The 18,157-nt window shown below is 72.1% G+C and carries 20 protein-coding genes and 1 riboswitch; of the genes, 11 read left to right on the forward strand and 9 right to left on the reverse strand.

Going from position 1 to position 18,157, the window contains the following annotated elements; genetic code table 11:
- Positions 1-311 precede the first annotated feature (311 nt).
- Positions 312-1,043, reverse strand: a complete 732-nt coding sequence (locus Aut01nite_RS37225; protein ID WP_052163925.1) for a DUF4253 domain-containing protein — start codon at positions 1,041-1,043, stop codon at positions 312-314.
- A 358-nt stretch (positions 1,044-1,401) separates the two neighbouring features.
- The gene (locus tag Aut01nite_RS37230) at positions 1,402-2,256 is read right to left on the reverse strand and encodes a LysR family transcriptional regulator (RefSeq protein WP_043526968.1); all 855 of its coding nucleotides are present in this window, start codon (positions 2,254-2,256) and stop codon (positions 1,402-1,404) included.
- A 70-nt stretch (positions 2,257-2,326) separates the two neighbouring features.
- Here Aut01nite_RS37230 and Aut01nite_RS37235 point away from each other — a divergent pair, with 70 nt between their 5' ends.
- From Aut01nite_RS37235 to Aut01nite_RS37245, 3 genes are all read left to right on the forward strand, one after another.
- On the forward strand, positions 2,327-3,184 hold the full coding sequence (locus tag Aut01nite_RS37235) for an EamA family transporter (protein WP_052163924.1): 858 nt from the start codon (positions 2,327-2,329) through the stop codon (positions 3,182-3,184).
- A 227-nt stretch (positions 3,185-3,411) separates the two neighbouring features.
- Positions 3,412-3,573: a hypothetical protein gene (locus tag Aut01nite_RS37240; protein ID WP_161790664.1), complete on the forward strand. Its 162-nt coding sequence runs from the start codon at positions 3,412-3,414 to the stop codon at positions 3,571-3,573.
- A 269-nt stretch (positions 3,574-3,842) separates the two neighbouring features.
- Positions 3,843-4,757 (forward strand): DUF5995 family protein, encoded by a 915-nt coding sequence (locus tag Aut01nite_RS37245; RefSeq protein WP_239124633.1) that lies wholly within the window; start codon positions 3,843-3,845, stop codon positions 4,755-4,757.
- On the opposite strand, the gene Aut01nite_RS37250 is transcribed toward Aut01nite_RS37245, so the two are convergent.
- Positions 4,750-5,754, reverse strand: coding sequence for a DUF8094 domain-containing protein (locus tag Aut01nite_RS37250; protein WP_043526852.1), 1,005 nt, complete (start codon positions 5,752-5,754; stop codon positions 4,750-4,752). The two genes, Aut01nite_RS37245 and Aut01nite_RS37250, sit on opposite strands and share 8 nt — an antisense overlap.
- 258 nt (positions 5,755-6,012) lie before the next feature.
- Here Aut01nite_RS37250 and Aut01nite_RS37255 point away from each other — a divergent pair, with 258 nt between their 5' ends.
- On the forward strand, positions 6,013-6,846 hold the full coding sequence (locus Aut01nite_RS37255) for a nitroreductase/quinone reductase family protein (protein WP_043526850.1): 834 nt from the start codon (positions 6,013-6,015) through the stop codon (positions 6,844-6,846).
- A gap of 50 nt (positions 6,847-6,896) precedes the next feature.
- Here Aut01nite_RS37255 and Aut01nite_RS37260 read toward each other — a convergent pair whose 3' ends face one another.
- The gene (locus Aut01nite_RS37260) at positions 6,897-7,634 is read right to left on the reverse strand and encodes a hypothetical protein (protein WP_043526848.1); all 738 of its coding nucleotides are present in this window, start codon (positions 7,632-7,634) and stop codon (positions 6,897-6,899) included.
- Between the two features lie 134 nt (positions 7,635-7,768).
- Here Aut01nite_RS37260 and Aut01nite_RS37265 point away from each other — a divergent pair, with 134 nt between their 5' ends.
- Both Aut01nite_RS37265 and Aut01nite_RS37270 read left to right on the forward strand, forming a co-directional pair.
- Entirely contained in the window at positions 7,769-8,890 is a 1,122-nt protein-coding gene (locus Aut01nite_RS37265) for a sensor histidine kinase (protein ID WP_043526846.1), read from the forward strand.
- Complete coding sequence (locus Aut01nite_RS37270) at positions 8,887-9,573, forward strand: response regulator (protein WP_043526844.1); 687 nt, start codon at positions 8,887-8,889, stop codon at positions 9,571-9,573. The genes Aut01nite_RS37265 and Aut01nite_RS37270 overlap by 4 nt, the downstream gene beginning before the upstream one ends.
- A gap of 244 nt (positions 9,574-9,817) precedes the next feature.
- Here the strand turns inward: Aut01nite_RS37270 and Aut01nite_RS37275 are convergent, their stop codons facing one another.
- Positions 9,818-10,000: a hypothetical protein gene (locus Aut01nite_RS37275; RefSeq protein WP_043526842.1), complete on the reverse strand. Its 183-nt coding sequence runs from the start codon at positions 9,998-10,000 to the stop codon at positions 9,818-9,820.
- 85 nt (positions 10,001-10,085) lie between these two features.
- Here Aut01nite_RS37275 and Aut01nite_RS37280 point away from each other — a divergent pair, with 85 nt between their 5' ends.
- Positions 10,086-10,937, forward strand: a complete 852-nt coding sequence (locus Aut01nite_RS37280; protein WP_043526841.1) for a MerR family transcriptional regulator — start codon at positions 10,086-10,088, stop codon at positions 10,935-10,937.
- A 483-nt stretch (positions 10,938-11,420) separates the two neighbouring features.
- Positions 11,421-11,957, forward strand: coding sequence for a hypothetical protein (locus tag Aut01nite_RS37285; protein ID WP_204037887.1), 537 nt, complete (start codon positions 11,421-11,423; stop codon positions 11,955-11,957).
- Here Aut01nite_RS37285 and Aut01nite_RS37290 read toward each other — a convergent pair.
- Positions 11,846-13,483: a hypothetical protein gene (locus tag Aut01nite_RS37290; protein ID WP_152628799.1), complete on the reverse strand. Its 1,638-nt coding sequence runs from the start codon at positions 13,481-13,483 to the stop codon at positions 11,846-11,848. The genes Aut01nite_RS37285 and Aut01nite_RS37290 overlap by 112 nt on opposite strands.
- 142 nt (positions 13,484-13,625) lie before the next feature.
- On the opposite strand from Aut01nite_RS37290, the gene Aut01nite_RS37295 reads away from it, so the two are divergent.
- The gene (locus tag Aut01nite_RS37295) at positions 13,626-13,766 is read left to right on the forward strand and encodes a hypothetical protein (RefSeq protein ID WP_161790663.1); all 141 of its coding nucleotides are present in this window, start codon (positions 13,626-13,628) and stop codon (positions 13,764-13,766) included.
- A gap of 369 nt (positions 13,767-14,135) precedes the next feature.
- On the opposite strand, the gene Aut01nite_RS37300 is transcribed toward Aut01nite_RS37295, so the two are convergent.
- Genes Aut01nite_RS37300 through Aut01nite_RS37310 form a run of 3 tightly spaced genes read right to left on the reverse strand, consistent with a single transcriptional unit; the run spans position 14,136 to position 15,627 of the window.
- Positions 14,136-14,678, reverse strand: a complete 543-nt coding sequence (locus tag Aut01nite_RS37300) for a histidine phosphatase family protein (protein ID WP_052163921.1) — start codon at positions 14,676-14,678, stop codon at positions 14,136-14,138.
- Positions 14,675-15,433, reverse strand: a complete 759-nt coding sequence (locus Aut01nite_RS37305; protein WP_043526837.1) for a CbtA family protein — start codon at positions 15,431-15,433, stop codon at positions 14,675-14,677. Before Aut01nite_RS37305 ends, Aut01nite_RS37300 begins: the two co-directional genes overlap by 4 nt.
- Positions 15,424-15,627 carry a CbtB domain-containing protein gene (locus Aut01nite_RS37310; protein WP_043526835.1) on the reverse strand — a complete coding sequence of 68 codons (204 nt, stop codon included), beginning with the start codon at positions 15,625-15,627 and terminating at the stop codon, positions 15,424-15,426. The genes Aut01nite_RS37305 and Aut01nite_RS37310 overlap by 10 nt, the downstream gene beginning before the upstream one ends.
- Before the next feature lie 8 nt (positions 15,628-15,635).
- Positions 15,636-15,784, reverse strand: a riboswitch (adenosylcobalamin (AdoCbl) riboswitch).
- Between the two features lie 84 nt (positions 15,785-15,868).
- On the opposite strand from Aut01nite_RS37310, the gene mycP reads away from it, so the two are divergent.
- Positions 15,869-17,059, forward strand: a complete 1,191-nt coding sequence (gene mycP, locus Aut01nite_RS37315) for a type VII secretion-associated serine protease mycosin (protein ID WP_043526834.1) — start codon at positions 15,869-15,871, stop codon at positions 17,057-17,059.
- Positions 17,056-17,544 (forward strand): suppressor of fused domain protein, encoded by a 489-nt coding sequence (locus tag Aut01nite_RS37320; RefSeq protein WP_043526832.1) that lies wholly within the window; start codon positions 17,056-17,058, stop codon positions 17,542-17,544. Before mycP ends, Aut01nite_RS37320 begins: the two co-directional genes overlap by 4 nt.
- Positions 17,545-18,157: the final 613 nt, after the last annotated feature.

Consider the following 18,157-nt stretch of genomic DNA (forward strand, 5'->3'; position numbering starts at 1 on the left):
TGCGTCGGTCGGCACGGTCGGATCCTGGACAACCTGTTACAACACCCGGAGTGACCGGCCGACGGCACACCTAGAGACAGCGCGTAACCTCGGCGCATCCCCTACGGTCCGCGCCTTGGGAACACCTTCCTCTCGTACGGTCACCGTTCTCGGGGGTGCGGTTCTGCGGCATCTCGCCGATCTCGGCTCCCGAGCACAGGATCTTGCCGGCGATGTACGGGAACCGCTCGCCCTGCCCGGCGACCGGAGCCGTGTCGAAGCCGCCCACGCCTGGCCGCGGATCACCGGCGAGGCCGCTCAGCCGGCCGTGGTCAGTCCCACCACATGCGCCAGACCGGGGCGTCCAGGAGGCCGGCGGCCAGGTCGGTGAGGGTCTCCGCGCGGTACAGGTCGTACTCGCCGTCGTTGTAGAGGTGGTACTCCCAGGCGAGGGCGATGGCGGCGGCCCGGGTGGCGGGTGGGCGGGCGACCGCGTACTCGATGGTCGTTCCGGTCCAGGCGACCGGCTCGGCGCCGTAGCGGTCGTTCCAGTGGCGGATGATCGCGGCGTGCTCGCCCGGCGACGGATACTTGTTCCAGCCGCCGTAGTGCAGGGTCACCGGGATCAGCCAGGGCGCGGAGACCGGTACGAGAGCGACGGTCACCTCCTCCGGCCGGCCGTCCCAGCCGTAGGGGAGACCGAAACCGGGCTGTTCCGGCTGCGCGGGCCACTGTCCCCGGCCGGCCAGGTCGGCGTGCAGCTCGGCGGCGTACTCCGGGGAGCACCCGGCCAGCTTCCGTTCGCCGTCCTCGGCCAGGAGCGCCGCGCCGTCGAGGGCCCGGGCGTCGGCCAGGGATTCGGCGACGGTGGCGTAGGTGTAGGTGTCCGCCAGGTACTCGGGCGTGTCGGACTCCATCAGCAGCGGCCACAGGCCGGTCTCGGGATAGGCCTGCCGGAGCCGCCGCCACCAGCGCAGAGCCTCGTCACCCGCGGCCTGGAACCCGGTGACCTCGGCCCCGGACGGCGTGAAGAACCACGGTGATGTCGGCGGCATGTCGTACATCCGGCAATGTTGATCTGCTCGTGCCGCCCGGTCAAGATTCACAGTGCGATCAGCCTGTATCCGCACGGCTCCGGGACCTCGCAAGCCGTCAAGGGCGTCCGGTCCCGCCGGCCGAGATATCAACCCATCTTCCTAGGACGCTTTAGGTGCGGTGACAGGGGAGAGCCCGGCGACCGGGCAGGTTCGACGCCTCCCACCAGGGTGCGAGCGGTGCTGGTCAAACGGCGGCTGCGCCGTCGTCGACGTCATCGACAGTGTCGAAGCCACCGGGCGCCTCAGCCCGGCGGCCGCGTTGCGGCCGTGAGTGGGCAGCCACCTCGCGTGGACGGTCACGGGACCGTGGTCGGCCCGTACCGGATCAAGGTTGGTAGGCCTCGCGGCTGAGCCGCACCAGATCGCCCAGCCGCACCGGGGGATCGTCGCGCCACCAGGCGAGCCGGACCGGGATGCGCGGCGCGTGGCGCAGCGTGCGGTAGGCGACGCCGGGCCGTGGGTTCTGGTTGGCGGTGGCTTCGGAGGTGACGCCGACGGCCTGGTTCGCGGCGATCAGGGTCAGCCACTCGTCGACGCCGTGGGTGGAGCGGATCGCGGCCGGTGGCGGGCCGGGATGCCACAGGTCGAGGGTGGTGGTGCCGGTGCGGGCGTCGATCGCGACGGGGTAGCGGGTGAGGTCGCGCAGGTGCAGGGTGCGGCGCCGGGCGAGGGGGTTGTCGGTGGCGACGGCGGCGCACCGGGCCTCGGTGCCGATCAGCGCCGTGTCGAAACGCGGGTCGTCGAGGGCACGGCGGATCACGGCGACGTCGGCGGTGCCGTCGCTGAGACCGGCGCTCGGGGTGTTGGTGTGCACGAAGACCAGGGCGGTGCCGGGATGATCGGCCGCCCAGGCGCGCTGGAGGCGGCGGGTGTGCTTGCCGAGGGCCGCCCAGGCGTAGCCGACGCGCAGTTCGCTGCGCTGGCGTTCGGTGAGTCGGTGCAGGTGGGTGACCTCGTCGAGGATCCGGCGGGCGCCGGCGAGGACCTGGCGTCCGGTCGCGGTCAGCGCGACGTGACGGGTGGTGCGTTGCAGCACGCGTACGCCGAGCGCGCTCTCCAGCGCCGCGATGGACCGGGACACCGCCGCCTGCGAGACGCCGAGTTCGGTGGCGGCGTCGGTGAACGTGCCCGCCTCGACCACGGCGACCAGCGCCCGGAGGTGACGCAGCTGCGGATCCATGCGCACAGCGTATAGATGCCGCGGTGCGCGTATTTCTCCGTGCGGCCCGCCGCGGACCAGACTGCCGAGCATGACGGTGGTGACGACCAGGACGGCGCCGGTCGGCGGACTCGCGATCATGGTGGGGGCCGCGGCCAGCAATCAGACGGGCGCGGCGGTCGGGGCGCACGCGTTCGACGCGATCGGGCCGTCCGGTGTGGTGGCGGTGCGGCAGTTCGTGGCGGCGGCGGTGCTGCTGCCGGTGGCCCGGCCGGATCCGCGCAGGTTCACGTGGGCGCAGTGGTGGCCGACGATCCTGCTCGGCGTCGTGTTCGTGACCATGAATCTGGGGCTGTACACGGCGATCGACCGGATCGGGCTGGGCCTGGCGGTGACGCTGGAGTTCCTCGGGCCGCTCGCGGTGGCGCTCGCCGGTTCCCGCAGCCGCCTCGATCTGCTCTGCGCGGCCGGCGCCGGCGCGGGGGTGTACGTGCTGGTCCTGCCGTCGGGCAGCAGTGACTGGACCGGGATCGGCTGCGGGGTGCTGGCGGCGTGCTGCTGGGCGTCGTACATCCTGCTGAACCGGCTCCTCGGTCGGCGCCTGCCCGGGTTGCAGGCGCCCGCGGCGGCGACCAGCGTCGCGGCGGTGCTGACCCTGCCGGTCGTGGTGACGCTGATCGTGCAGGGGCGGATGACCGGCGCGGCGCTGCTGTACGCGGTGGCGGCCGGGATCTTGGCGTCGGTGATCCCGTACGCGGCCGACCTGGTCGCGTTGCGGCGGGTGCCGGCCCGCTACTTCGGGGTGGTGATGAGCGTCCACCCGGTCTTCGCGGCGCTCGCGGGGTTGATCCTTCTCGGACAGGTGCTGGCTCTGCACGAGTGGTTGGGGATCCTCGTGGTGGTCGCGGTGAACGTGGCCGCGGTCCGGGACAATGCGGGACGGGAGTGAGCTTCTGGCGCACTCGACGGCCGATGAGGTCACCGGATGGGCGGGCGATCGCCGGCGGCGGATTGGCCGGCCCGGGACTAGGCTGCGTGACTACACCCTCGCCCAGCCGGTGCCGGACGATCTGGACTGGGATCATCCGGTGGCGCGGAAGGCGTCGCCGGCCGTGCCGCGCGCCTCCTCTTTCACCACGACGTCTGGCTGATGAATCTGGTCGGTCCGGTCAGCGGATGGTTCTGCTCGATGGGGCATACGCGGGACCGAGCGTGGTGGGGGAGGACGCGGCGGATCTGGCGTTCGACATGTTCTGGGACGGTTTCGCCGAAGTGTCGTTGTTGCCGGCCGTCCTCGAGGCGGTGATCGCCGATCATGCGCGGAAATGTCGGCCGTGAGTCCGCGGCGGAGATCCGCCGGGCGATCATGGTGACCGGCGCGGCGAAATACTTCTGGCCGGCCCCGCATGCTGGTGGCGGCGTCGTCCGGCACGCGCGGCAAGGGTTACGACACCCGCGCCCACGTGTCGATGCACCCCGGTGCCGGCGGTGGTCACCGCCGGGGCGGAAAGGGTCGCTGATCCGACTGTCCGGCGGCATGATCCCCGACGGACCGAAGTGGACTCACGTTCCAGGATGGACCCTTCGGCTTAGGGGAGGGGACCATCGTGGTGGAGTTCGACCGGGGGCGGGCCGAGCGGAGCGCGCAGCGGATGCGCGACTGCCGGCGCCAGATCCAGCCGTCCGTCGAGGTGACCCGGGGGTGGGCGCCCGCGCATCGGGAGATGGAAGCCGCGCTGCGGGACCCGCCGGAGGACATCGCCGGGGTGGTCGCCCGTCTCAAGCTGCTGCAGACGATCCTCGACTCGCTGCCGCCGACACCGGGCAACAACCGGATCGCGGCGTTCAACGCGCTGTACCTGACGATCACCGAGCAGGTCGAGGCGCATCTGCAGAGCCCGGCCGTGACCGACCCGAAGTGGCTGGAGGTGCTCGACGTCGAGTTCGCCCGGCTGTACTTCACCGCCCTGGCCGCCTGGGGTGGTGTCGACACGGACACCCCGGACGCGTGGGAGGTGCTGTTCCGCCGCGCCCACGACGGTGACGTCAGCCCTCTGGAAGCGTCGATCCTCGGGGTCAACGCGCACATCAACCATGATCTGTCGCTGGCGCTGATCGCGACGTGGAAGCGGCTCGGCCATCCCGGCGACGGGCCGCAGCACCCCGATTACCTCGTGGTGAACAAGATCTTCTACCAGCAGATCCCGCCGCTGCGCCGCCGGTTCGCCACGGCGTGGCAGATGCAGATCGACAGGTGCGTCGGCGGCCTCGACGACTGGAGCCAGAGCATCCTGGTCTACACCACCCGGGCGCTGGCGTGGGAGCGCGCCGAGCGGCTGTGGGAGTTGCAGCACGACGAGGACGATTACGCGCGGGCGTGCACGGTGATGGACCGGGCCGCCGCGATCGCCGGGGAGACGGTGCTGACCGGCGGTGGCCTGCTGCGGATGCTGTGGCTGACCGCCACCGGCTGGGTGCGGGGCGTGGTGCGGCGGATCCGCCCTCGGGCGCTCGCTAGCTGAACCGGGTGATGCCGGTGGTTCCGCCGAGGATGGCGACGGGGAAGTTGCTGCCCTTCGGCGGGACCTGCGCCCACCACTGGGCGATCACGTGGATGGTGTTCCGGCCCCGTACCGCGCCTTTGCTGATCTTGCGGTATTGCGGTTTCACGTAAGGCATCAGGCCCGGGTAGGTGCCGACGATCTCGGTGACGGTGGTGTACGCGATCACGGCGCCGCCCTCGGCGGTGCGCAGCGCCCGGACCGGGTACGGCGCGACCTCGGTGCGGTAGGTGAGCCGGGTCGCCGCGACCGGCTGCTTCGTGCTCTGGAACAGGGTCGTGTACAGGTAGGAGATCGGGTTCAGCACCTGTTTGGTGGTGGTGTCGCCGCCGAACAGCGGGTCGGCGGGCGCCTCGAACGCGATCGTCTTCGCGTGGGCGGCGGCGACCTTCTCCGGTGCGGCCACCAGCGTGCCGCCCGCGTCGGCCGCGTCGACGATCTCGACGTTGCCGGTCAGGTCCGTGCGGGTCTGCGGCAGGGCCGCGTTGACCTCGGCGTAGTGCGCCAGCTTCCACCGGGACCCGTCCCGCACCATGATCAACGGGAAGTTCGTGCTGCTCAGCGATGTCATCGTCTCCACCACGAACCAGTCGGCGCCACTGGTCCTCCCCGGCACCCGCGAGCCGACACGCTGGTAGCTGAACGGCTTCGGGACGTCGCCCGCGGCCCGGGAGCTCAACGCGGCCTCGTCCATCTCCCGGGCCGCCTCGGACTCGAACTCCGTCACCGCGCCCGCGTTCACCGCGAGGTTGGTCCGGTTGTTCCAGGCGGTGAAGTCACGGATCAGATTGTCGACGTCGGCCTCGCTCACCAGCGGGCTGCCCGTGACCGCTCCCGGGCCGGTCTCGGTCACCGTCGGCGCGGGCGCCGGGTCCTCCGTCTTCCGGTCGGGGACGCACGCGGCCGTGGCGAGCGCCATCAGCGCGCCGGCCAGGATCCGGCTGGTGTGTCGTGGCACGAGTGACCTCCGTAGTGATCTCACCCCGGCGGCAGACGATACCCACCACCGTTGATGGACGGACAGCGGGACGACCCGTGGGGTAGCGTGGCGCCCGTGACTGCCGGGTCGGCCTCGTGCCATTACCGAGTGGGGCACCCGGCTAGCGCGTGACCGCCGGGCGACCGCACCGGTCGCCTGCCGCCCGTGGCCCACCTCCCGACCGTGTGTCCTCATCCCCTTGTCCGGATGCTGTCCCCACACGACCGAAAGTGATTCATGTCCAACGATTTCAACACGCCTGTCATCGAGGAGTTCCGTGCCAACCACGGCCGCGTCTCCGGAATGTTCGACGGCGCCCGCCTGATCCTGCTCACCACCACCGGCGCCCGCTCCGGCCGCCGGCACACCGTGCCGCTCGGCTATCTGCGCGACCGCGACGACCGGGTGCTGGTCATCGCCTCCGCCGGCGGCTCGCCCCGTCATCCCGCCTGGTTCCACAACCTGCGGGCCGACCCGGTCGTCACCGTCGAGGACGGCGCCTTCATCTACGAGGCGACGGCCGAGGTGCTGACCGGCGCCGCCCGCGACGACGCCTGGGCCCGCGCCACCGAGACCTCCGACGGCTGGGACGGTTACCAGCGCCGCTCCGGCCGGACCCTGCCGATCGTGGCGCTCACCCCGATCCCCGGGCCGCCGCGTTTCAACGGCACCTCCCCGGGCGACATGCTGCGGGTCGTGCACGACGCGTTCCGCCGGGAGCTGGCGCTGATCCGCGCCGAGGTCGCCGCCTCCGGCACGGCCCTCGGCGCCCAGCTGCGGATCAACTGCCTGAGCCTGTGCTCCGGCCTGCACGGCCACCACGTCCGCGAGGACCAGGGCATGTTCCCCGCCCTGGAACACGCCGACCCGGGCCTCGCGCCGACCATCGCCCGGCTCCGCGCCGAACACCAGACCGTCGCCGAGCTGGTCGAACGTCTGCGTGCCGCGCTCGCCGACCCGGATCTGACCCGTGCGGCCCTGATCGCCGAGGTCGACGCCCTCACCGGGGACCTGGAGAGACACCTCGCTTACGAGGAGGAGGCCCTCATCCCGGTCCTCGACGGCGCGTGAGGCCGGATGCCGGCGACCTGCCCACCACGCCGGACGCCGGCATCCGCTGCTCACCCGAGCCGGCCGAGGACGATCGACGCCGCGAGGAACAGCACGACCGTCGCGACGGTGCGCGCCGACGGCCGGGCCGCCTCGCGCAGGAACGTGACCCCGAGCGGAACGAGCGCCACGGCCAGACCGGTGACCTGGACGGCCGACGCCCAGGTGCTGCCCTTGAGGACGCCGATCATCAGGCCGGACATCAGCGCCAGGGCCAGCGCCGGCAGCAGGCGCAGGGTGCCCGACAGATAGCACCCGACGGCGAGGACGATCCAGCCGAGCATCACCGCGAGACTGAGACTGGCGGCGACCCACTCCGGGTACGCGTAGTAGGCGCTCACGGCCCCGGTGGCGAACGCCGGGCCGCTGCTCTCGGACAGCGCGAAGGCGAACGTGTCGACGCCGTGGTGGAAGGTGCGGGCGAACAGGCCGAACACCACCAGGCTGCCGCCCCACACCGCCCAGCCGGGATGGGTGACGCCGACCCGGGCGGCGACGGCGACGATCCCCGGCCACAGGGTGACGGCGCCGGCCAGGAAGAGCGCGTACGCCGTACCGATCAGGGTGGGATCCCGCTGGTAGGCGGTGAGCTGGTCGGGGAAGAAGAACGGGATGCCCAGCCGCAGGAGCGTGCCGGACAGCATCAGCAGAGGCCCGGCGACGAGGGAGACGCCGGCCGGCCACGGGCCGGGGAAGGTGAGGGCTGGGGCGACGCTGCGGGAGGGGCCGGTCGTGGTCGTGGTGGTCATGGCGAGAACTGTGCCGCCGCCGCGACCGCCGGCGCATCCGACCACGGTAGGCGTTTCGCCGGCGGCCGGCCATACCCGGGGATGACATACCCGGGTCGGATGGCGTGGGCGGTGCTGCTCGGTAGCCTGGCCACGTGATCAGGACACGGGGGATGGCCGTCGATGCGGCGGCGGCCGTGGCCGTTCTGGCGCTGTGTGGCTACGCGGCGCTGGAGGCCGGGCAGACGGCCTGGTGGCAGTCGCTTCTGGTGGGTGCGGTGGCCGTGCCGGTCGCGGTTCGCCGCCGCCGGCCGCTGCCCGCGGCCGTGGTGACGCTTGCCGCGTCCGGGGCGGCGCTGGGGGCCGGAGTCATCCCGCCGTTCGCCGCACCGGGACTGGTCGCCGCCGTGTCGCTGACCCAGTTCCCGGTCGCGGCGCAGCTGCCGCCGTCGCGGGCGGTGCCCGAGCTGATCGGGGGACTCGCGGGCGCGGCCGCGCTCGGGCTGGTGCAGCCGTCGGCGCCGCTGGTGGCGGCCGCGGTGGTGGCGGTTCCGTGGCTGGCCGGCCTGCTCGCCCGGCATCGGCGTGACCTCGCCGAGCAGGTCTTCCAGGAACGGACCGCCCGCGCGGTCACCGAGGAGCGGCTGAGGATCGCCCGCGACGTGCACGACACCGTGGCGCACAGCCTCAGCATGATCGCGATGAAGGCCAGCGTCGCCCGGCACGTCGCCGGGGTCCGCCCGGAGGAGAGCCTGAGCGCCCTCGAGGTCATCGAGACGTCCAGCCGGGAAGCACTCGTCGAGATGCGCCGGGCGCTCGGCCTGCTCCGCGCCGATCCGGAGCCGGCCGGGCTTCCCGGTGGTGACGAGGATCTGCGGGCGCTGGCCGATCGCACCGAGCAGGCCGGGATTCGAGTGACCATGACCCTCGCCGGGTCGGCGCAGCCGCCGCCCGGGGTGCGGCTCGTGGTCTTCCGGATAGTGCAGGAGGCGCTGACCAATGTGGTCCGGCACGCGCGGGCCGGCAGCTGCACGGTCAGCGTCGAGGCGGAGACGGATGCCGTGACGGTCCAGGTCGCCGACGACGGTTCCGCGCCGCCCGAACACGAGAGGGCGGAGCGAGCGACCGTGGGTGGGGGTGGGCACGGCTTACGGGGGATGCGCGAGCGGGTCGCCGCCCACGGTGGCACGCTGCTGGCCGGGCCGCGGGAGGGTGGTGGGTTCACGGTGACGGCGCACATCCCGTACTCCGCGGCGGGCCGGGGCGGGCAGCCGTGACCGATCCGGTCCGGGTGCTCGTCGCCGATGATCAGACGCTGCTGCGGGACAGTTTCCGGGTTCTGCTCGACAGCACGCCCGGGTTCGCCGTGGTCGGGGAGGCGGGCACCGGCCGGGAAGCCGTTCGGCTGGCGCTGGCGCACCGGCCCGATGTGGTGCTGATGGACATCAGCATGCCCGACATGACCGGCATCGAGGCCACCGAGGAGATCTGCCGGGCCACCGGCGACACCCGCGTGCTCGTCCTCACCACGTTCGACCTGGACGAATACGTGTACGGGGCGTTGCGCGCCGGCGCCAGCGGGTTCCTGCTCAAGGACACCACCGCGGCCGATCTCGTCGCCGCCATCCGGGTGATCGCCGCGGGGGAGGCACTGCTCGCGCCGAGTGTCACCCGCCGGCTCATCGCCGCGTTCGGAGCGCAGCCCCGGCCGTCCCGCAGCTTCCACCGCCGGCTCGCCGGAGTCACCGACCGGGAACGCGAGATTTTGATCCTGATCGCCCGCGGCCTGTCCAACACCGACATCGCCGGGCACCTGACGCTCAGCCTCGCCACCGTCAAGTCCCACGTCGGCAGGCTGCTCACCAAACTCAACGCCCGCGACCGGGCCCAGCTGGTCGTCGTCGCCTACGAGACCGGCCTCGTCACGCCACCCCAGAGCGCCCCCGACGATTTCCACTAGGATCCTAGGATGCCTTAGAAGTGGTGCGGCAAGCCGCACCGAAGACCAGACGGACGGCTTCGCCGACGGAGCCGCCGCGAATTCCGGGGGAGTGGGCGGGCGCCGGCCGCATGCATCACTGATGCATGGAGAACCGATCGACGGACGCGTTCGACCTGATCGGGCCGCCGACCGTGATTCCCGACCCCCGCTGGCGTCGATGTCGGCGGTGACATACCGACGTGGCCGGCCGGCACCTGGGCGATCACGTCCCCGGCGGGGCTGAGGAACCCGTCGGACCCGGCCCGACGCGCTCGACGTCGCGTTCACCGGTGACGTCGGAGGACACCAGCCACATGCCCACCTGATCGGTGAACTCCTGCACCAGGCGGATGGCGGCGTCCACCTCATCGAGGATCTCCGGCGTCTGACAGGCCCCGATCCGCATCCCGCCACGTGACCCGCGGTCGCGGCCGTGGCACGGATGCCTCGTGCTTGCCCTTGTGGTTACTGGAGGGGTCAAGCTGGTTCCCATGTTGTCGATCAGTGAGTTCAGCGAAATGTGCCATCTGTCGCCTCAGGCGCTGCGCTTCTACCACGCTGAGCGCTTGCTCGTTCCGGCCGGGATCGACGAGCGGACCGGCCATCGCTCGTATGCGTTCGAGCAGGTGGAACAGGCCATGTTGATCACCCTCCTACGGGACACCGGGATGAGCGTCAAAGCCGTCCGGCAGGCCCTCGATGAACCGGACCGGGTGGTCGCCCTGCTCGACCGGCACCACGACGAGGTCCACCGGCAGCGCAAGGCGCAAGACGAGGCGATCCAGGCCGCTCGTACTGTCTTCGGTGCGGAGCCGGAACTCCAGACCCGGCCTGTGCCGGCGATGACCTTGGTGGCGACGTTGGTGCACGGCACGCCGCTCGGGCGTAACGCTCAGGAATGGGAGGAGGCCGAGGCCCTGATCACGGCCACCGCGACCGCGTTGGTGAAGACAGTGGAGGATGCTGGTGCCACCACACTGGGCAGGCCGTGGCGGGCTCTGGCGCTGGAGACTCCGCGGCAGGAAGGCCGTGTCCTGGACGGCGCGGGCCCTTTCTGGATCGTCAAGGTGCCGGTCGCCGCGCCCGCGGAGGTGCTGGCGGCGCTGCCCGCGGGTCTGCAGGTGCAGGAACAGGATCCGTACGACGAGATGTCGATCTTCATGCCGGGTCGCAACACGATGGCCAAGTACTGCACGGCGACACTGCGCCTGCTCAACGCCAACCCACTCGACGATGGCACGTTCGTGAACCTGGCCCGCTTGCGCCAGGAACTCCACGACGACGGTGTCTTGATCGCTGCCCCCGTCGAACAGCGGCCCGGCCAGGGGCACCCCGCACGGTGACCGGGGCTGCCGCCATCGTCGTACCGGCCTGAGCCGCAGGTCGATCGCCCCGCGCAGACCAGGGATCACTTTCGAACTAGAATCCTAGGACGCCTTAGAGGCAGTGCGGCAAGCCGCACCAAAACCCTGAAAGGACGGCTTCGCCGACCGAGCAGGAGATCCACCGCGGTTGGCACTCGTGGTACGCGGGACGAGTGGACCCACGACGAGCAGTTTCTCGCCCTGGACCCGTGCCGGCCTCGGTGACTGGCGGAAGTGCGACAAGGAGGGATTCGACCGGACCGCCGACCTGAGGCCGGACGAGACGGAGTTGTCAGTCACCGGGCCGGATGTCCGGAACTCGGGGGAGGCGGCCCCCGTCAGAAGTCCATGCGCAACCATCCGGCTCCGAGGATCGTCGCTCTGGTGTTTCTCGCCGGGGTTCTGGCTGCTTGCGGGCGGATCGCGGTCCCGCCCGCCCCGCCGGTCGGATCCGGGTGTGCGGTGTCGGCTGACGCGAACGCGCCGAACAGCGAGTGGGCCGCCTGTGCCCGGGTCGCCGCGGTTCTGTCCCGGCCGCCGGCGCGGGGTGAGACGGTGCTGTTGAGTGTGGAGGTGACCGCCGCGGCCGACGCTGCCGCCCGGGTGGAGATCGACCTACCCGGCGGCTTCGCCTGGGCGAGGGCGCCGGCCGGCCTGACCGTGATCGGCCATCCGGCGCCGGACCCCTCGGACGGCGCCTGCCTGTACCGGGCGGCCGGTGCGATCACGCTCGGTGCAGGCAGGAGTGTGCGGCTCACCGGTACGGTCACCGCGGTGGCCACCGGTTTCGCGACGCTGCGGGCGCGGGTGGTGCTGCCCGGTGGCGGCGAGGGGGCGGGCAGCGTGTTCGTCACGGTCGGGGATACGCCGGAGCACTCCGTTTTCGGTTACCGGCCCGGGGCCGGGGATGCACCGGGCCGGGTAAGGGCTGACAGGCGGGCGGCGGCCGACGGCGTACCGGCGTGCATCTCGGCGCGCAGCGCCTCGAGTTGGCGGTGACGGGCCAGCCCGTCGACCAGATGACGGGCCGCGCCGGGAAACCCGGCGTCGGAACGTTCCCGCAGTTCAGCCCAATGGCCGAGGGCTGCCAGCGTGGCGTTGACCTGTTCGTCGGCGCCGCCCTGGCCGTCCCGGACCATCGCGGCGGCCAGGGCGCGTTGACATTCCTGGTTCAGGTAGACCCGCAGCCGTTCCGCGGGTGGAAGCCGGGCGTGCAGCTGCCGCGCCGTCTCCGGGCGGCCCCGGCGGGTGGCGCTGTCGGCCAGGTCGAGTGTGTCGCCCGGATGGTGCTCGACCAGGGCCTGCCACACCGCGTCCGGCAGTGGCTCGGCTCGCCGTAACCGGCGGGCGTGCTGGTGCAGGTAGTCGGCGGTCAGGAAGCCGGCTGTGACGCCCATCCCGGCACCTATCGGGGTGAGACAGGCGGAGGCGCCGCGCAGAGGGGCGGTGGCGTAGCCGAGAGCGCCGTCCAGCCAATCAGGTGCGGCTGCCGCCTGCTGCACCGGTGTCAGGTAGGCCGGTGCGGCGGCGGCCAGGAAGTCCAGGGTCAGCGGCGGGCGCGCGCCGACCCGCCGGGCATCCAGCGCGGCCGTGACGATCGCCCGGCCGGCACACTGCCGTGGATCGGCGAGGTCCGGATGCGTCCACCGCCGGATCAGTTCGGGTCCGGCCGCGAGCACCTGGGTGACGCCGGCGTCGGTGCTGTTCAACGCGATCCGCAGCCGCTGGTCGTCGGCGGCCAGTTCCTCGGCTCGGCGGCGTTCGACGGGGCTGAAGACGGCCGGCACGTCGATGACATGGGCCAGCCCCAGAAGTTCCCGCTGCTCGGCGTACGGGTCGGGCTGCCCCGGGATGCGCGGCGCGATCCGGCAGTCGTACTCATCCGGCCACAGTGTCCCGACCGCGATCGCCCCGGCCGCCAGGGCCGAGCGCATCCGCCCGGCCGGCACCGGGCATCGCTGGAGCTCGTCGAGCCACAGCACGGTCCGAGGCCCCGGCGTGCCGTCGCCGTCGCCGTGCGACAGCCACCAGTCCGGCAGGGTCTCCCGTACCGCCTCGAACAGCGCCCGCGTCTTCCCGGTCGACGAGCCCCCGCGCAACAGGACGAATCCGCCCGGCCTCAACATCTCCCGAAGACCGGGATCAAAGTCTCTCTCGATGTACGCCGGAAGCTCGTTCCCGCTCTCCGCAGTCTGGATCGACGGGTGTACACCGAACCGCCGGGCTACCGCCGTCCGTACCCGGACCGCTCCCGCCGGACGGTGCAGATGCGCCGCGGCGGCCCGGTCCTGCGCCGCGAGCCACGGCAGTTGCGCCACCTCGTCGAGCCCGCAGGCTGTCAGGAACGCCACGACCGTCGCCCGGACCGGCACGGTCCTACCGGTGAGCAGATCGCCGATGGTGCTCTTCGGCAACGCCCGATGCGCCCTGTTCAGCGCTTTGTAGGAGAGGCCGCCGCGCAACGCGTTCAACGCCGTCACCAGCTGTTCGGGAGAGTGCACGTGGTCGGGGTCCGGAGCGGGCACCGGACCACGGTAGGGGTGCGCGCACTCCGCCCGGAATCCCCTGGCCACCGAATTCACCCGGTCCGGGCCGGTCCGGACCGGTGGCCGGTCCGGGCGGCCGGCTGAAAATCTCGTGCCGACGACCTCCCGGAAGGACCCCGGAATGCACGACTACCTCGAGATCTGCACCGACCTCGTCTCGCTGGCGGCCGGCCTGTTGTCCCTGGCGGTCATCCGCCGCCCGGACAAACGGTCCCGGCCACGACGGCCCGCCCGGCGGCCCCGGCGCAGGCCGAGGACCTGAGCCCGGATCGGCCTTGGCCCGGCCGCCTGGCGGGAGTGAACGGCGCCGGGGCGGACGCCCTCCAGTGCCTGTGATCAACCCCGTTTGCGGCTGGTGACACTTTCCTTACCGGCACGTCGACGGCAACCCGTGCTTCACCGGCACCGGGCCGGGGCGCGCCTGCTCGAACGGATTCGCGAGCTGCCTGTCCGCGCGGCAGCCGTTCTTGCCCGGCTGGTCGTCCCTGCTGTCTCGACCGGTAGGAGACAGCAGGGACGACGGGCCGGAAGAAGCGGCTGTCCCTTCCGGCGATCACGGGGCGTACGGCGTACCGGTGGGAAGTGACCGCGAGTGGGGCCGGCGGGGAGTTCGGGGTTGTCGCGCTGGGGGTCAGGGGGTGGGGAAGTGGATGTGCCAGTGGGTGTGGTGGGTGAGGCGGATGGTGGCGAGGGGCGCTACTTCGAGGCGGCGGATGTGGGTGGTGGGGAGGTCGAGGGCGGCGGTGAGCAGGGTTCGGATGATGAGGGGGTGGGCGACGGCGGTGAGGGTGCGGCCGGTCTGCCGGTGGAGCCAGGCGCTGGTGCGGGTGTGGACGGTGTTCAGGGATTCGCCGCCGTGGGGGTGGGCGGCCGGGTCGGTGAGCCAGGTGTGCAGGTCGGTGGGGTTGATCTGGTCGAGGGTGTGGCCGGTCCAGGTGCCGTAGTCGGGGTCGGCGAGGGCGGGTTCCTCGGTGAGGGTGGTGGGGGTGAAGAGGGTGGTGGCGGTCTGGTGGGCGGCGCGGCTGGGGGCGATGACGCAGGGGCCGCGGAGGGGGGTGGAACGTGCGACGAGGGCGGCCTGTCGGCCGCCCTCGTCGAGGTGGGGGTCGCCGCCGAACTCGGCCCGGCGCAGGGCGGGGGTGTGTGCGGTGGCGATGAGGTGGAGGCCGGTCACGGGGTGGTGGCGGGCTCCGGTCGTCCGGTTCTGGTCAGGGTGTCGGCGAGCTGGTTGAGCAGGCCGGCGTAGGTGAGGCCGAGGGTGGTCCAGAGGACGACCTGGGTGCCGAGTGACGAGATCCGGAAGTTCCACAGCAGGGTGGCGGGGAAGTCGTCGGGGACTTCGTCGAAGGTGGGCAGGAGGGTGTAGGCGATGGCGACGACGGTGAGGAAGCCGGCGGTGCCGGCGGCGGCGCGGCGCCATTGGTGGGTTTGGGTGCGGGCGGCGAGGACGCCGGCCCAGACGGCGACGAGGCCGAGGACCAGGACTGCGAGGTAGGCGGCGGTGCGCTGGTCGATGGTGTCGGGGTTGCCGACGGCGGGCGGGTTGGGCGGGTATTTGAGGTAGGGCACGACGACGATGCCGGTGAGGGCTGCGGCGGCGAGGCCGAGGGCTGCGGTGGTGTCGCTGCCGGTGCGCAGGCGGCGGCGCAGGACCGTGTAGGCGGTGGCGAGGATGCCGCCGAGGGCGGCGCCGTAGAGGCCGGTGGCGAGCAGGAGTCCGACGGTGGACTGGATGTCGCGTTCGACCAGGGGTTCCTCGCCGGGTTCGCCGGCGGGTGCGGCGGCTTGCTCGATGGCGATGGCCGCGTTGACGTGGGGTTCGCCGGCGATGTAGGCGAAGGCTCCGGCGAGCAGGCCGGCGATGAGGCCGGCGAGCAGGCCGCGGAGCAGGAGCTGGATGTAGCGGGGGGTGCCGTGGGTCAGTGGCACGGGACACCGAGCAGGTGGCGGCCGTCGTGCATGAGTTCGTGCAGGTACATGCCGCTCTGGCTGATGGCGCCCTGGTCGAAGGCGACGAGGTAGGCGAGCAGCAGCATGATGCCGGTGAATCCGGCGGCCGTGGCGAGGAGTCGCGGGGAGACGGCGGGGAGGGCGAGCGGCTTGGTGGTGTGTGCCTTGGGCATGGGGAGTCGAACCTCCTGCGGGATGACGCGTCCCGATCGTTGGGGCCTGCGGTGTGTGAGTGTCCTGACTCACCACCCGTGGGGGGTGGTTTCACAGTGGCGCGACCGCACCGGACTTGCACCGGTTTCCCTCGCACACCGCAGATTGTGGCTGTGTTCAACCTATCGGCCGTGGTGGGCGGGGCACAACCGGGCACCGGGTACCATCCACGCCGGTCTTTGTGGTGCGGGGGGTGGGTTCGTGCGGTGGGGTGCGGCGGTGGTGGCCGGGGTGCTGGCCGGTGTGGTGGTGCCGGTGCCGGTGCGGGAGGCGGTGGCGGCGCCGCAGTGTGCGGGTCCGCAGCAGGTGGTGGCGGTGCAACCCGCGGAGTTGCGGGTGTACGGGCCGGCGCGGCTGGCGGGGTTGGCGACCGGCGCCGGGGTGCGGGTGGCGGTGATCGACTCGGGGGTGGACGGGCGTCATCCGCAGTTGAAAGGGCGGGTGGAGCGGGGCCGGGATCCGTTGCACCGGACGGCGAGTGGGCGTTCGGACTGTGTGGGGCACGGGACGGCGGTGGCGGGGATCATCGCGGGGATGCCGATGGCGGGTACCGAGGTGCAGGGTCTGGCGCCGGGGGCGACGATCCTTCCGGTGCGGGTGAGTGAGAACTCGGACATGGATGAGGTGTCGGAGCAGGATTCGCGGACGAGTGTGCGGGCGTTCGCGGAGGGGGTGCGGTGGGCGGTGCGCGACGGCGACGCCGACGTGATCAACATCTCGCTGGTGATGGTGGGTGAGGATCCGCAGGTGAAGGCGGCCATCTCGGAGGCGGTGGAGGCCGGGGTGATCGTGGTTGCGGCGGCGGGTAACGACGGGCCGAAGGCGGGGGTGACGTATCCGGCGGATCTTCCCGGGGTGATCGGGGTGGCCGCGGTGGGTGCGGACGGCAAGCTGGCGAACTTCTCGCAGCCGGGCCGGCATGTGGACATCTCGGCGTACGGGGCGGGGGTGACGGTGCTGGCGCCGGGTGCGGGGCACACGGTGGTGCAGGGGACGAGTTTCGCGACGCCGTTCGTGGCGGCGACGGCGGCGTTGTTGCGGCAGCGGTTTCCGACCGAGAGTGCGGCGCAGATCGGTGAGCGGATGATGCGGACGGCGGATCCGGCGCCGGGTGGGGCGAGGAGTGCCGGGTACGGGCGTGGGCTGTTGAATCCGTATCGGGCGCTGACGGAGGATTCGGGTCCGGTGGTGGCCGGGCTGGTGACGGGGTCGCCGGCGGTGGTGGCGGCGGAGCCGGCGGGGCCGCAGTGGGAGCGGGCCGGCTGGTTCGCTGCCGGTGGTGGTGTGGTGGCGGTGCTGGCCGGGGTGGTGGCGGTGGTGTTGGGGCGGGGCCGTCGGCGGGGGTGGCGCCCGGCGGGTGACTCCGCCGGTCATGATCGAATGCCGGGATGATGTGGGACGCTGTCACCGAGGCGTTGGGCCGGCTCTACCCGCAGTCGCAGCCCTGGCATGTGTCGTTTCCGCCGGGCGGCGCGGATCTGCGGGCGGGGTCGGTGTATCCGGCTGACGGGCATTGGCATTACGTGTCGTACGGGCTGGGCTCGCGGTGGGGTGTGGAGTTGACGTTCCGGTTGCGGCGTGGCTCGGAGGTGCAGCCGCCGCAGTGGCCGTTCGTGTTGCTGAACCGGGTGGCCGGTTATGCCAACGGTCTGCCGGAGCGGTTGGAGGAGGGCCAGTGGATGGATGTGCGCGGCCCGATCACGGGGTTTCCGCACACCGACGGCGCCGACACCGGTCTGACGGTGCTGATCCTGGCCGTGGATCCGCAGTTGGGTGAGCGGTTTCTGCAGTTGGTGGGGGTGACGGCGGCGGAGGCGAACGGGGACGCCGACATCGACGACGATCCGTTGCTGGTCACTGATCCGTCGCGGGTGTGACGGTGCCGGTTCGCCGGTGTTCGTAGGGTGGACGGATGTCTACTGAGATCAGTGAGCTGCGGGGCCGGGCGGTGCCGGCGGTGACCGGCCGGGATCCGGGTCGGCGGCCGTCCTGACCGGGGGATCGAAGACCTTTGCTGGGGTACGGGCCGCGCGGTGCCGCCTCTTTCGCGGCGGCGGTCATGGGTGGCCCGTACCACCAAGAATGGGTCAGAAGGCGGTGATGGTGGCTTGGGCGGCGGCGACGGCCGTCAGGCCGAGCCGGGCGCGGCGGGTGAGCGGGGACCGGATCGCGGTGAGCGCGACGGCGGTGTAGAAGAGGGTCACCAGCGGGGGTGAGGGGCCGATGCCGGCGGCGGTGAGCAGGGTGATCAGCGCGATCGGCAGCAGGTAGGCGGGCAGCGCCGGGCGGGACGTGCGGGCGACGGCGACGGCGAGGTACAGCGGTGCGTGGGCCAGGCCGAGGGCGGCGGTGTGCAGGCCGGTGAGCGCGTCGATCGGCAGTGGGGTGGGCGCGGTGGTGACGTCGGTGGTCAGGGTGGTGTCGAAGCGCCATCGGATGTACAGCCAGCCGAGGTAGACGGCGATGCTGGGGTAGGCGAGGACGGCGAGG

Origin of the sequence: Actinoplanes utahensis, assembly GCF_016862455.1 — a bacterium.
Lineage (GTDB): Bacteria > Actinomycetota > Actinomycetes > Mycobacteriales > Micromonosporaceae > Actinoplanes > Actinoplanes utahensis.

Bases quoted from the DNA above. Each gene is read 5' to 3' on its own strand.
- Aut01nite_RS37240 (WP_161790664.1), top strand. From the start codon at position 3,412: ATGGTTCTGCTCGATGGGGCATACGCGGGACCGAGCGTGGTGGGGGAG.
- Aut01nite_RS37280 (WP_043526841.1), top strand. From the start codon at position 10,086: ATGTTGTCGATCAGTGAGTTCAGCGAAATGTGCCATCTGTCGCCTCAG.
- Aut01nite_RS37225 (WP_052163925.1), bottom strand. From the start codon at position 1,043: ATGTACGACATGCCGCCGACATCACCGTGGTTCTTCACGCCGTCCGGG.
- Aut01nite_RS37275 (WP_043526842.1), bottom strand. From the start codon at position 10,000: ATGCGGATCGGGGCCTGTCAGACGCCGGAGATCCTCGATGAGGTGGAC.
- Aut01nite_RS37310 (WP_043526835.1), bottom strand. From the start codon at position 15,627: ATGCCCAAGGCACACACCACCAAGCCGCTCGCCCTCCCCGCCGTCTCC.
- Aut01nite_RS37255 (WP_043526850.1), top strand. From the start codon at position 6,013: ATGTCCAACGATTTCAACACGCCTGTCATCGAGGAGTTCCGTGCCAAC.
- Aut01nite_RS37260 (WP_043526848.1), bottom strand. From the start codon at position 7,634: ATGACCACCACGACCACGACCGGCCCCTCCCGCAGCGTCGCCCCAGCC.
- Aut01nite_RS37320 (WP_043526832.1), top strand. From the start codon at position 17,056: ATGATGTGGGACGCTGTCACCGAGGCGTTGGGCCGGCTCTACCCGCAG.
- Aut01nite_RS37295 (WP_161790663.1), top strand. From the start codon at position 13,626: ATGCACGACTACCTCGAGATCTGCACCGACCTCGTCTCGCTGGCGGCC.
- Aut01nite_RS37235 (WP_052163924.1), top strand. From the start codon at position 2,327: ATGACGGTGGTGACGACCAGGACGGCGCCGGTCGGCGGACTCGCGATC.
- Aut01nite_RS37230 (WP_043526968.1), bottom strand. From the start codon at position 2,256: ATGGATCCGCAGCTGCGTCACCTCCGGGCGCTGGTCGCCGTGGTCGAG.